The organism is Mucilaginibacter jinjuensis, from assembly GCF_028596025.1.
Taxonomy (GTDB): domain Bacteria; phylum Bacteroidota; class Bacteroidia; order Sphingobacteriales; family Sphingobacteriaceae; genus Mucilaginibacter; species Mucilaginibacter jinjuensis.
In genome coordinates this window covers 3,383,830-3,397,383 of record NZ_CP117167.1, presented here as the reverse complement: position 1 = coordinate 3,397,383, position 13,554 = coordinate 3,383,830, and the positions used below count along the sequence as shown (strand labels likewise).

At 40.6% G+C, this 13,554-nt stretch carries 12 protein-coding genes; 2 read left to right on the top strand and 10 right to left on the bottom strand.

Translation table 11 applies throughout. The features are described from left to right. Positions 1-19: 19 nt before the first annotated feature. A complete protein-coding gene (locus PQO05_RS15265) occupies positions 20-550 on the top strand; it encodes a DUF4142 domain-containing protein (protein WP_273628197.1) in 531 nt (176 codons plus the stop codon). On the opposite strand, the gene PQO05_RS15260 is transcribed toward PQO05_RS15265, so the two are convergent. From PQO05_RS15260 to PQO05_RS15220, 9 genes are all read right to left on the bottom strand, one after another. Beyond that, positions 542-1,744 carry a DUF763 domain-containing protein gene (locus PQO05_RS15260; protein ID WP_273628196.1) on the bottom strand — a complete coding sequence of 401 codons (1,203 nt, stop codon included), beginning with the start codon at positions 1,742-1,744 and terminating at the stop codon, positions 542-544. The two genes, PQO05_RS15265 and PQO05_RS15260, sit on opposite strands and share 9 nt — an antisense overlap. Before the next feature lie 63 nt (positions 1,745-1,807). Next, entirely contained in the window at positions 1,808-2,344 is a 537-nt protein-coding gene (locus tag PQO05_RS15255; RefSeq protein WP_273628195.1) for a GDSL-type esterase/lipase family protein, read from the bottom strand. Between the two features lie 311 nt (positions 2,345-2,655). Further along, positions 2,656-3,909, bottom strand: coding sequence for a tetratricopeptide repeat protein (locus PQO05_RS15250; RefSeq protein ID WP_273628194.1), 1,254 nt, complete (start codon positions 3,907-3,909; stop codon positions 2,656-2,658). 5 nt (positions 3,910-3,914) lie between these two features. Further along, positions 3,915-5,027, bottom strand: a complete 1,113-nt coding sequence (locus tag PQO05_RS15245) for a tetratricopeptide repeat protein (protein ID WP_273628192.1) — start codon at positions 5,025-5,027, stop codon at positions 3,915-3,917. Positions 5,028-5,036: 9 nt separating this feature from the next. After that, entirely contained in the window at positions 5,037-7,673 is a 2,637-nt protein-coding gene (gene gyrA / locus PQO05_RS15240; protein ID WP_273628190.1) for a DNA gyrase subunit A, read from the bottom strand. A 153-nt stretch (positions 7,674-7,826) separates the two neighbouring features. After that, positions 7,827-8,222, bottom strand: coding sequence for a hypothetical protein (locus PQO05_RS15235; RefSeq protein ID WP_273628189.1), 396 nt, complete (start codon positions 8,220-8,222; stop codon positions 7,827-7,829). Between the two features lie 118 nt (positions 8,223-8,340). Then, positions 8,341-9,249: an oxygen-dependent coproporphyrinogen oxidase gene (gene hemF, locus PQO05_RS15230; protein ID WP_273628188.1), complete on the bottom strand. Its 909-nt coding sequence runs from the start codon at positions 9,247-9,249 to the stop codon at positions 8,341-8,343. Between the two features lie 47 nt (positions 9,250-9,296). Further along, positions 9,297-10,559, bottom strand: coding sequence for an MFS transporter (locus PQO05_RS15225; protein ID WP_273628187.1), 1,263 nt, complete (start codon positions 10,557-10,559; stop codon positions 9,297-9,299). Between the two features lie 109 nt (positions 10,560-10,668). After that, positions 10,669-10,866: a cold-shock protein gene (locus PQO05_RS15220; protein WP_074489033.1), complete on the bottom strand. Its 198-nt coding sequence runs from the start codon at positions 10,864-10,866 to the stop codon at positions 10,669-10,671. 466 nt (positions 10,867-11,332) lie between these two features. Between PQO05_RS15220 and PQO05_RS15215 the strand changes: the two genes are divergently transcribed. Further along, positions 11,333-13,117, top strand: coding sequence for a glycoside hydrolase family 15 protein (locus PQO05_RS15215; RefSeq protein ID WP_273628186.1), 1,785 nt, complete (start codon positions 11,333-11,335; stop codon positions 13,115-13,117). Positions 13,118-13,216: 99 nt separating this feature from the next. Here the strand turns inward: PQO05_RS15215 and PQO05_RS15210 are convergent, their stop codons facing one another. Beyond that, positions 13,217-13,510 carry a hypothetical protein gene (locus PQO05_RS15210; RefSeq protein WP_273628185.1) on the bottom strand — a complete coding sequence of 98 codons (294 nt, stop codon included), beginning with the start codon at positions 13,508-13,510 and terminating at the stop codon, positions 13,217-13,219. Positions 13,511-13,554 lie beyond the last annotated feature (44 nt).

Here is a 13,554-nt window from a genome sequence, read left to right as displayed (position 1 = left end):
GCAACCATTATTTTATAACATGACTAAAAACTTGATGTACGTATCAGCAATGATTTTGTTGATTGCCGGACAAGCTTGTAATAATAGAAAAGCAAAAAACTTTAACCAAAGTACATTGGTTGATGACCAGGGTGCAAAATTTATTGTGGCTGCCAATGAGGCTGGCGTTACTGAAATTAAAGCCGCTTCATTGGCCGAGAATAATTCTAAAAATCCACGCGTGCTCGATTTCGCCAAAATGATGCTTAATGATCATGTAAAAGCGGGACAAGAACTTAAAAAGATAGCTGTAGAAAAATATGTGAGCCTCACTGATACGATTTCGCAGCAACACCAGGCTATGCTGGGTGATTTAATGAAACAAAACGGACCAGCTTTCGATAAAGCTTATATGCAGATGATGGTAAGTGACCACGATAAAGTGATTCAGCTATTTAATGAAGTTGCCGAGAACACCGATAAAAAACTGGTTGATTTTTCGAACAAAACCACACCGATTTTAAAAATGCATTTAGATTCTGCAAAAGCAATCAGCGCTTCGTTAAAATAGACGTAACTGCTGCTCTACAGGCGGTTTTGCTTTACCCATAACTGTACGGCCGCCATGTCGCCACGAATTTTCACGTTCCTGCTGTATTACCTGGTCAAAATTGGCATTAGGGGTAAAATCCTGTTCGGCTCGTTGCGCTATTGCCGTTAAACTGCGAATAGCATCCTTTTTTTCAGATTGACCGATTTTTGCTTTATATATTGCAGTCTGCAAAGTTTTTAAAGTTTCATCATAAACCTTAATGGGGACAGGGAAGGGGTGACCATCCTTTCCACCATGTGCAAACGAAAACCTTGCCGGGTCTTTAAATCTTGCCGGCGTTCCGTAAATAACTTCGCTAACCAAAGCCAGTGATTGTAATGTTCGTGGGCCTAAACCTTCGAGTAATAATAATTCTTCAAAATCTTTAGGCCGTTTTTCATGCGCCAGCCATAGTACCGCACCTAAACGTTTCAAATCAACATCTTCGGCGCGTACATCATGATGGTTCGGCATCATCAGTTTGTTTATTTCGGCCAGCATATCATTCGGATGTTCATCAGCCATCTGCATAATGGCATTGCGCGACGGATCAGCCGCTTTATCAGCCATGTTTAAAATCATACCGGCATTTTGCCCGTAAATAAATGTATGCGGATCGTTTACAAAAGATTTTAAACCTTCAGAATGCCAGTGATAACGGCGAGCGGTCTTATTTGTCGCACTCATACCTTGCTGTACAACAGTCCATTGCCCGCTTTTACTTACAATAAAATTGTGGGTATACAATTGGTAGCCGTCCTGTATAGCTGTATTATCAACCTTGGCAGCCAGCTTGCTGCATTTAACCAGCTCTGTACCATTTAAACCGGTTTGATTACCAATTTTAAGCAGCTCATTCGGCGTTTCGCGCGAATATTTTCCTTTGCCGCCGGTTATATAAATTCCAAGTTCTTTAGCATGCGGATTTATTGATCTTTTCAAAGCGCCCATAACCGATGTAGTAATTCCGGACGAATGCCAATCCATTCCCATAACAGCACCCAAACTTTGAAACCAAAACGGATCGCTCAAACGGCGAATAAATTCATCGGTACCAAAATCCATTACAATGGTTTCTGCAACAGCGAGGCCAAGTTTCGCCATACGTACGGCAAGCCACTGTGGTACATAACCATAATGTAAAGGTAAATCTGCAGAACCCGAACGTTTCATTTACTAACAAAGTTAGCAATATGGTTTAAATAAACCTAAAGCAGCAGTGATATAATAATGAATTTAATTAGAAGCTAAATAAGGCTTTATAATTTGAGCCAATAGTATATTCCCCCGTGCATTTAAATGTAAAGTATCGCCACCGTTAAATTGTGGGTTGAGCATACCAGCACGAACAAATTTTGAATAAAGATCTATATAAGTTATATGAGAGCTGCCGCATAGATTAAAAAGCTTTTTATTATAATCTTCAATAAGACCTTTATAATCGGCAGAACGCGGCAAAAGTGAATTAATATATATTTTTGTTTCTGGAGAAATTGAATTAGCACGTTTCAAAATTTTGTGCATGTAAGCTAAACATGTATCATTGGGCTGATACCGCATATCATTAGTACCAATTTCTATAAAAATTTTTTTCGGATGGCCTAGTAAAACATCATCAATTCTATGATAAACACCGATGGTGTTATCACCCAATATACCACGATTTAGAATATCGGCATTTTTAAAAAGCTCAGCAGCATCAAAGAAAAAAAATTCACTGTCGCCGATAAAAACTACATTGTTTGAAGTTACGCCTAATGTTTTATATAGCATATCCCGATGGTATAAATACCCGGTATGTTGATATGCAATAGTGCTGATTTTATTATTTTCTTTATGCCTGTATATATAAAATGTGATAACAAACACATTTAGAAAAATAGAAAAAACAAGGAGCCTAATAAGATTAGATTTTGTAATTAACATAAATTAAGTATCTACATGGTATACTGTAAAACTAATAATAAGTACAGTGAATACAATATATTACAATTATTTAGTCACTTATTTTAAGTCCTATAATTAACATTATGTTAAGTAAGTATTGTGTTAAAAAGGCCTCTCTTTCGAGAAGCCTTTAAATATTATTTTAATGCGTCGATCTGCTTTTGAATCTCAGTTGCATGTGCTGTATCCTTTTTACCTAAGTAATAAGTTTTAAGGTTGTTTAATGCATCATAAGATTTTGGGTTAAGCTCTACCGCTTTTTGCAGGTATGGCTTAGCTGTATCAAATTGTGCGCCTGCTTTAGCTACAGCAGCATCGTAAGCTTTTTGCTGATTTGCAGGTAATTTATTAGCAGCATTATACATATCAATAGCCGGGTTAAGCAATACATAACCCAGGTTAAGGTTAGCTTCGAAATAGTTCGGATCAATTTCTAATGCTTTTTTGTACATATCTGCTGCTTTAGCAAAATTTTCTTCTTTTGCTTTTTGCGCTGTTGCTTTGCTTGCAGCATCTTTGGCTTTAGTTAAATCTTTGCCTGCAGATTCTGCTGCTTGTGAGTAAGTTAAACCAGCATAGTAGTACAATGATTTGTTTTTAGGATCATTAGCAATAGCTGCGTTGATTTTGTCGATCACTTCTTTTTGTCTGCCTGTTTGCAGGTAAATTTCTACCTCACGTTTGCGAAAATCTGCGTTAGTTGGATATTTAGTAACAGCTTCGCTTACAGTTTTTAAAGCACCTGTAGTGTCTTTATTTAATAAATAAATTGAAGATAAATCTGTATAAATGTGTTGTTTACCAGAATAGTTAGTAGTTAACAATTTGTTATAATTGGTAATAGCTTCCGGGTACATATTGGCGTTAGCTGCTGCTAAACCTGTGTAGTAAATTGCGTTTGTATCTTCAGGCAATACAGAACGATAGTAATCAAATGCTTTGTAAGCGTTTTTGAAATCCTTGTTCTGATACTCTCTAACACCCTGGGTTAACTGGTATTGTGCCAGGTTAACATTAGCGTGATCGATCAGTTTTTTATTTTCGCCTTTGGTGTCTAATTCTTTAGCTTTTTTAATAGCCTCTTCTGCAGTTGCAAATAATGGAGCTGATGTAGCCGGAACTGAATCCTGGACTGCTAACGACGAGTAAATAGCACCTTTTAATGCAAAGGTTTGCGGCATTACCGAAGTTTTCTCGTTAAGAGCTGCTTTATCGATCGAGGTTTTAGCATTAGCAATGCTTGTAGCAGCAATAGCGGCAGTTAATTTGTTACCTCTTGAGGTTTCATATTTATCGTACTCGCTTTGTGCGTTATTTAACTCCCCTTTTTGCGCAAATGTTGTTGTCGCAACAAGGCCAAGCAAGCCGGTCATTAAAATCCTGATTTTCATACTTATTAATTTGTTAGTTGTTTTAATTTATCGTTAATCCTATTTAATTGGTCTTCGTTCCTGGTTTTCAGATAGGCCCATTGCAATAATTGTAAACATTGCAAATTGTTCGGCAATATAGTATTTGCTTTTTCAAACCACTGAATTGCACGCCCAATATTTTTCTGCTGGTCGCCATCTTTATTGGTATATTCTTTAAAGTACAATAAACCTAAATTAAAAACAGCATCATAATACCTGCTTCTTAATTCAATGGCCTGTAAATATAATGACTCTGCCCTATCGCCATCGTTTAAATGATCGTAACAATTTGCTGCCATAAAAGCCAACTGAGCATTTTTAGGATTTTTGCTCAATAATTGTGGCAGTAAGGGTGCTAATGATTTATAATCTTTACGATTTGTGTAAATGTTTGCTTCATCATAAAGTAAGGCATCATCTTCAGGTAATAATTTGCGGCCTTTTTGAAGTACCTGTAATGCTTTTGTAGTATCGCCCAGGGATTTATAAACATTGGCAGCTGCAACTATATCTTCACTTTGTACCGTGTCTGTATTTAATAATAAGGTATAAGATCGGGCCGCATCAACATATTTACCCAACAGATTGTTAGTATAGGCGATGTAGCCATTAATGCGGCGGTAACGGGGAACAAAGTGTTGGGCCTTTTGGAAATTACCCAGTGCGGTTTCATATTTTTTATCCTGTAAAGCAGCAGCGCCTTTGCGGATATACACATTACCAAGACAGCGTTTAGAGAAATCCATCTCCACCTGGTATTTAAAGATCTGACCGCTGCCCGAAAGATGATCTACCAGCGCACTGATCTGATCCAAAGTATTAGCGGGAACCCCTAATTTATTCAGCGAATCGGTATACAATATACTACTGTAAACCACTGCCCTGAAAACGCTTTTGGGCACGTTTGATGAATCTTTTTTAGTTTTTATCAAACTATCAACCTGCTTGCGGGCATTGGTAAGATACTTAAGATCTTTCTGTTGCCTGTAAAAAGCCAGGTTGTTTACTACACCTTTCAGCGCCTCCGTTTGGCTAAACGCGAACGGTGTAGTAAACAATAAGATAAAAAGCGATAAAATTATTTTACGCCCCAGCATAGTTATTTGTTATTCTTCTTCAGTTTCGTCCTGATCTTCTTCTGTATCGGGCTCGTCTGTTATTTCATCGGCATCTTCAATTGTGTCAGTCGCAACACCCATAGTATCAGCTTCTGTTGGTAGTTTTGTACCTTCGGTACCTTCTTCTACAACTAAAGCCTCTTCTAATTCCTCTTCTTCGCTGTGCTCAATTTTAGCTACCGATGCAATCTCGTCGTTGTTTTTAAGGGTAATTAACCTCACCCCTTGTGTTGCACGACCCATTACACGCATTTCGCTCACCGCAATACGGATGATGATACCCGATTTATTGATGATCATTAAATCATCCTGATCAGTAACATCTTTTATGGCAACAAGTTTGCCTGTTTTTTCAGTTACACTGATAGTTTTAACACCTTTACCGCCACGGTTAGTAACGCGGTAGTCATCAATGTCAGTACGTTTACCGTAACCTTTTTCTGATACCACCAATACCGAAGTACCCGGATCATTAATGGCGATCATACCAACAACCTCATCCTTATCATCTTCCAGCGTAATACCACGTACACCGGTTGCAGTACGGCCCATCGGTCTAACAGTCGATTCGTTAAAGCGGATCGCCCTGCCCGAACTGATGGCCATTACAATTTCGCTGGTACCTGTAGTTAATGTCGCAGCCAGTAAAGTATCACCATCGTTAATGTTAATAGCGTTGATACCGTTTGAACGCGGACGAGAATAAGCATCCAGAGATGTTTTTTTGATGGTACCTTTAGTGGTACACATAATGATAAAGTTATTCTCCAGATATTCTTTATCTTTCAGGTTGATCAGCTTAATGTATGCTTTGATCTTCTCTTCTTTAGGAATATTGATGATGTTCTGGATGGCACGGCCTTTTGAAGTACGTGTGCCTTCCGGAATTTCAAATACGCGTAACCAGAAACAACGGCCTGCTTCGGTAAAGAACAGCATGTAGTTGTGGTTCGATGCAATCAGTAAGTGCTCAATGAAATCTTCATCGCGGCTGTTACTTCCTATAGCACCTTTACCACCACGTGCCTGGCGACGGTATTCGGTTAATGCAGTACGTTTAATATAACCTTCGTGCGAGATGGTGATAACCACGTCTTCATCCTCAATAAAGTCTTCAGTTTGCATTTCTGCTGCTGAGTGTACTATTTCGGTTTTACGCTCATCGCCATATTTCTCACGGATCTCGATCAGCTCATCTTTGATGATCTGCATACGCAGGCCTTCATCGGCAAGGATAGTTTTTAAGTAAGCAATGGTTTCCATTAAGGCTGCATACTCATCTTTAATTTTATCACGCTCCAGTCCGGTTAACCTTCTGAGGGTCATATCCAGAATAGCACGTGCCTGTATGTCGCTTAAACCAAAACGGCTCATTAAACCTTCGCGGGCTTCTTCAGGCGTATTTGAGCTACGGATCAACTGAATCACTTCATCCAAATGATCTAAGGCGATCAATAAACCTTCTAAAATGTGTGCGCGTTTTTCGGCTTCCGCCAAATCGTATTTAGTACGACGGATAACCACCTCGTGACGATGCTCCACAAAGTGGTGGATCAGGTCTTTAAGGTTCAGCATCATTGGGCGGCCTTTTACCAGCGCAATGTTATTTACACTGAAAGAGGTTTGTAATGATGTGTATTTGTATAAGTTATTTAAAACGATTGAAGAGTTAGCCTCACGCTTAATTTCATAAACGATACGGATACCTTCGCGGTTTGATTCATCACGGATGGCAGAGATACCTTCGATCTTCTTTTCGTTAACCAACTCGGCGGTACGCTCAATCATCATCGCTTTATTTACCTGGTAAGGTATTTCGCTGACAATGATACGTTCACGTTCGCCATTGTAAGTTTCAATCTCGGCACGGGCACGGATCACAATCCTACCACGACCGGTTTCGAAAGCCTCCCTCGCTCCTTCTACACCATAAATAATACCACCTGTAGGGAAATCGGGGCCTTTGATGTGTTGCATCAGTTCGCCAACTTCCGCATCGCGGTTGTCGATATAAGCTATAGTTGCGGTAACAACCTCGGTAAGGTTGTGCGGGGCCATGTTAGTAGCCATACCTACCGCGATACCAGAGGCACCGTTTACCAGTAAGTTAGGGATTTTTGCAGGCAGTACAGTTGGCTCTTCCAGCGAGTCATCAAAGTTCAACTGATAGTCGATAGTATCTTTGTTGATGTCGGCCAGCATCTCTTCAGCAATGCGCTCAAGTTTTGCCTCTGTATAACGCATTGCCGCCGGTTGGTCACCATCGATAGAACCGTAGTTACCTTGTCCGTTAACAAACGGGTAACGTAAGCTCCAGTCCTGCGCCATACGCACCATCGCATCATATACCGAAGTATCACCATGCGGGTGGTACTTACCAAGTACCTCACCTACAATACGTGCAGATTTTTTATGTTGTTTATTGGCATTTAAACCCAGATCAAGCATACCGTAAAGTACACGGCGGTGAACCGGCTTTAAACCGTCGCGCACATCGGGAAGTGCACGTGATACGATAACAGACATTGAATAATCAATGTACGCCGAGCGCATCTCTTCATCAATATTTATCGGAATTATTCTGTCTTCTTTGTGTGGATTTTCGTTTCCTGTATCTTCAGCCATTTTTTATTTATTCAGTAGAAAAATGTTACGCTTGTAACTGGTTTTAAGATGTTTTTATAGCGACCTGCGAAGATAAGAAATTTAACATAAAAACCACATTAAGTTACCAACACTGCGTATGGCATTGGGCTCTCGTTATGTATTTGAGGCCTATTACTTTACTTTTCTCCAATATTCTTCCACCTGCATACCCGATGGCAATTTACCACTAAAAGTCAAAGTATCATGATTAAGTTTAATATGGTAATGGATGGTTTTACCGGTAAGGTTTGATGGCTGCGTGCTGAATGTTTCTGTCTCTAAGCACGTATCACCCAGCAAGGTATAATCGCCGCCCTGGTATTTTATAGGTTTCTCTTTGGGCTCGATGATAAAGGCATCAAAATGAGTGGCATCGTACTTGCGTTGTAGCTTATACTCGTTGGTGCCGCTATCTATCTTGCCATTATAAATACCGCCTACAAACTGCCAGGTACCTTTTAGGGATTTAGGTTGTTGAAAGGCAGAGAGGATAAGTATGGCTGGGATGATGAAGAAAAGTTTTTTCATGATGGTTTAAACTTTACCGTCATTGCGAGGAACGAAGCAATCGCGAACTGTACAGAGCGGCTCTGTAGGTCGGGGATTGCTTCGTTCCTCGCAATGACGTTCTTATGGGTGATTGGCATTACACCCAATCAATCCCCTTTTTTAGTAACGATAAAGTGCGCTCTTCATTGCTACCGGCTTCTGGTTTAAAGTTGTAGAACCATTTGGCCGTAGGCGGTAAGCTCATTAATATCGACTCGATACGACCATTGGTTTCCAGTCCGAATTTGGTACCGGCATCATACACCAGGTTAAATTCGGCATAACGGCTGCGGCGTAAGTATTGCCATTCCTGCTCGGCTTCAGTATAGGTTTTGTTGCGGTTACGGTTAACCAGTTCTGTATAGATGGGTACAAATGAACGGCCTATCGCTTTAGAAAACTCGAATATGGTTTCCCAGCTCAGGTTATCATCAGCTTTTAAACGATCATAAAATATACCGCCTATGCCACGGGTTTCTTCGCGATGTTTGATGTAAAAATAGTCATCTGCCCAGGTTTTAAATTTGGTGTAGAATTCGGCATTAAACTGATCACAAACCGATTTCAAATGATTGTGGAAGAATTTGGCGTCATCCTCAAACACATAATGCGGGGTAACATCAATACCACCACCAAACCAACGGATTGGCTCCTCTCCTGCTTTGGCAGGCATCTCGAAGTAGCGGATATTCATGTGGATGATGGGTACCATCGGGTGGTTGGGATGCATTACGATAGATACACCAGTTGCAAAAAAATCATCGCTATCAGCATTAAAAGCTTTTTTAACAGCATCAGGTAATTCGCCATGTACAGCAGAAAAGTTAACACCACCTTTTTCGAGGATGTTTCCGTTTTGTAGTACACGGGTACGGCCACCACCACCGCCTTCACGTTCCCAAAGTTCTTCTTCAAATTTGGCAACACCGTCAAGGGCTTCTAAACCTGCGCAAATTTCATCCTGTATCTGGCGATAGCTTTCGGCTATCAGTTCCTTAGTGATCATAGGCGCAAAAATGCAGAAATAATAGAACTGACAAAAACTATTATCACTTAAGCTACATTGGCATGACCAACAGGTTCATCACCATCAGTTTCTACATAATTAAGATCTTTACCAAAGCTCTCTTTTAAACGGCTGAGCGCCAGCAGCGCCACTACTGTAAGGATCACCATCATAATGTAACCGCTTTTAATCATGCCATAATGCACAACCAGTAAATTAAAACCTGCGCTGATTGGGATTAATGCCCCACGCACAAAGTTTGGAACCGTAGTAGTAACGGTAGAGCGGATATTGGTACCGAACTGCTCTGAAGCAATGGTAACAAACGTAGCCCAGTAACCAACTGTGCAGCCCATAAAGAAGCTGAGGGCGATAAATTTTTCGGTAGTAATACCTGTGCTGCCCAAGTAGCAGAATGTGCTTACCAGCGTAAGCAATAAAAACACCAGCATAGTCAATCTGCGCGATTTGGTGAACTGCGCAAATAAGCCCGCTGCAATATCGCCAATGGCAATGCCGATATATGAGTACATGATGCCTGTACCCGGGTTTAAAACTTCTTTAGCACTCAATGCCTTACCAAACTCGGGCGATTGGGTTATCAAGATACCAACCACATACCATAGCGGTGCGCCAATTAAAATACAACACAAATATTTGCTAAACCTGCCCCAGTTGTTAAACAACATTAGCATATTGCCTTTAGATACATTACTTTTTTCTACCTGCTTAAACATCCCCGATTCGAACGTACCCAAACGAAGCAGCAACAAACAAATCCCTAAACCACCACCCACAAAATAAGCTATGCGCCAGTCGTGTTTACCAACTTGCGCAGCAGCAACTGCACCCAACAGGCCAATAACGGCAACAATCATAGTTCCGTAACCACGTTTCTCTTTGCTTAGGGTTTCGCTGACCAGGGTAATGCCTGCGCCAAGTTCACCTGCCAGGCCTATACCGGCTATTACACGCACTATTGCGTACCAGGTAATATCGTGTACTAACCCGTTGGCAAAGTTGGCCAGCGAGTACATTAATATCGATCCAAATAATACTTTAATACGGCCATATTTATCGCCAATAATACCCCAGATAATACCACCTACCAACAGGCCGAACATTTGCATATTGAGTACAAATGCACCGGTTGTGCGCATATCTGCCTCGGGCACACCAATATCATGTAAACTTTTAAGGCGGATTACAGAGAATACAACCAGATCATATATATCTACAAAATAGCCCAGTGCAGCAACCAGTACCAGGAAAATTACATTTTTAGTGAGCTTATCGGCGTTGTTGGTCATTAGTATTTTTAATTGGAGAGCCTAAAGTAGTAAATGTACTTTAACAGCAAAATAAAAAGCATAAAAAAACCCCTGCATTGCAAGGGTTTCATCATATCAGAACGATAGATTATATCTTTTTCACTTTTACAGCTTGTAATCCTTTTCTGCCTTCTTCCACATCATACTCTACGTCATCATTGTCCTTAATGGCATTTACGCCACCTTGTACATCTTTGAAATGTACAAAAAGGTCTTTACCATCTTCGGTCACGATAAAACCGTAGCCTTTTTGTGTGTTAAACCATTTTACTTTTCCAGTTTTCATAATTATAAATACGTATTAAATTTTTTATTGAAGATTAATGTCATTAGCCCAACTGAAAAATAAAACTTAATTATCAGAAAGCAAAAGGCTTAACCCTTACTTTTCAAATATATAAAAATGTATTTAAAATAATAAAAATTAATTTTTTATGAATTTTTGTAAAAAACTGCTGATTTATAGCACGTTTCGACGATAATTTAAAGCAAGTTTCTGCTTTTTTGAAGAAAAATAATGAGAAATGAAGCAAGAGCCGGGAATCAAGAATCGGGACAAAAAACCAGTTACTTTTTGTGTCTAAAAGACGCATTTTACGAAGGGAACCAAGAGTCGGGGATCAGGAATCGAGACAAAAAATAAACACGGCTACTCATTGTCAAATTAGCTAATTACCAAATAGACAAATTGACAAATTGTCAAATTAAAATCCCATCAACAAATTCAAGAATCCCTTGTTACAACCCTTATCATGGAAAGACACGTTTACGAGACCGGGATTATAGGCAACTGCGGTTTCCTGGCCCACGTTAATAAAAATACCAATATAGACTGGCTTTGCTGGCCCCGATTTGACAGCACTTTTATTTTCGGAGGCCTGCTGGATACAAAAAAAGGCGGCGAGTTTAACATCCGCCCGGAAGGCGCTTATACCAGCAATCAATACTATCTCGAAAATACCAACGTACTGATCACCGAAATTACCCTGGCTAACGGCGAAAGCTACCGGGTAACCGATTTTGCTCCACGCTTTTTTGAGCACCAACGTTATTATAAACCTTTGATGCTGGTACGTAAGGTAGAGGCTATTGAAGGCTCGCCACGTATTACGGTAAGGTGTTCGCCTGTATCAGATTATGGCGAAACCCAGTTAACTGTTAACCGCGGCAGCAACCATATCCAGTTTTTGGGTGGCGATGAACGTATCCGTTTGACAACCAATATCCCTATCAGTTATGTGTTTGATGAACAAGCTTTTGTACTCAATGAGGTAAAGTATTTGGTACTTACCTACGGCGAACCTCTGGAAGCTCCACTAATCAGTACAGCCGATCGCTTTTTGAGCGAAACTACGGCTTATTGGCGCAGATGGATTAAGCACTCCTCTATCGCCGGCTTTTACCAGCCTTTTGTGATCCGCTCGGCTTTGGCTTTGAAGATCCATCAATATGAGGATACCGGGGCTATCATAGCGGCAAGTACCACCAGCCTGCCCGAGTTTCCGGGTAGTACCCGTAATTGGGATTACCGTTATTGCTGGCTGCGCGATACTTATTATGTGATCCAGTCGCTTAACCACATCGGTCACTTCGAGGAGATGGAGAAGTATTTCAGCTATGTAACCGACATTTCTTTTGCCGAGGATAACCGCTACCAGCCCCTGTACGGTATCACTGGTAAAAAGACACTTACTGAGATCATCTTAAATGATTTAGATGGCTACATGGGCGAAAAACCGGTGCGTATAGGGAATCAAGCCTATGAACATATCCAGAATGATATTTACGGGCAGGTAATGGTTTCGATGTTGCCACTGTATACAGACCACCGTTTTATCTTTGCAGAACGTAAGGATTCGGCCAAGTGGATCGGATACATCCTGAACAAGATTGAAGCCACCATTGATGAGAAAGATGCGGGGATCTGGGAGTTTCGCAATATGGCAAATATTCACTGTTACAGCAATCTTTTCCAATGGGCGGGCGCTAATGCTGCCGAGAAAATGGCACGCACCATTAACAACCAGGAACTGATTGATAAAGCCGTAAACTTGAAAAACCGTGCTGCCGAGCATATTGAAAGCTGCTACGATCCCGAACGCAAGGTATATACCAACGCGGCCGGTAGCACCTATCTTGACGCAAGTACGCTGCAACTCATCAACATGAACTACCTTGACCCTACCAGTGATCGCGCAAAAGACCATTTGATAGCCCTTGAGAAAGAATTAAGAACACCTAACGGATTATTTTACCGCTATCTCCACGCCGATGATTTTGGAAAGCCTAAGACTACCTTCTTAATCTGCGCCTTCTGGTATGTAGAAGCTCTGGCTTGTGTGGGCCGACTGGATGATGCTCAGAAAGAGTTTGCCAACCTACTGCAATACAGCAATCACCTGAAACTTTTCAGTGAAGATGTGGATGAAGAAAGCGGCAGTATGTGGGGTAACTTTCCGCAGGCCTATAGCCACGTGGGGTTAATGAATGCCGCCTACCGCATTGCCATGAAACTGGACAGGCCGATATTTTTATAGTTGTGAGTTTTGATCCGATAGCTATCGGATTAGGGAGTGAAGATTAAACCAAAAAAGGCCGGGTAATTACCGGCCTTTTTTGGTTTATAGAATTTTAGATTAATGTTTTGTAGTACTTTTTTTAGTAGTACTTGTAGTGGTTTTGTTTGCGTTATACCTCATGTCGGGCGTACCATCTTTTTTAGTTGGCCCGGTTGTGGTTTTTGTAGTGGTTTTGTTTGCACTGTACCTCATATCTGGCGTGCCATCTTTTTTAGTTGGTGCAGTAGTTTTTGAGGTTGAAGTTGAACTGGCTTTCTTAGTACTTGATGTAGCCGTTTTGGTTTGGGCGCTTAGCATTGTAGTGCTTAATGCCAGTAGTAGTACGGATGTGATTTTGAGTAGCTTTTTCATAACAATCCAATTGGTTTATTTATACAACTTATTGGTATTAATTT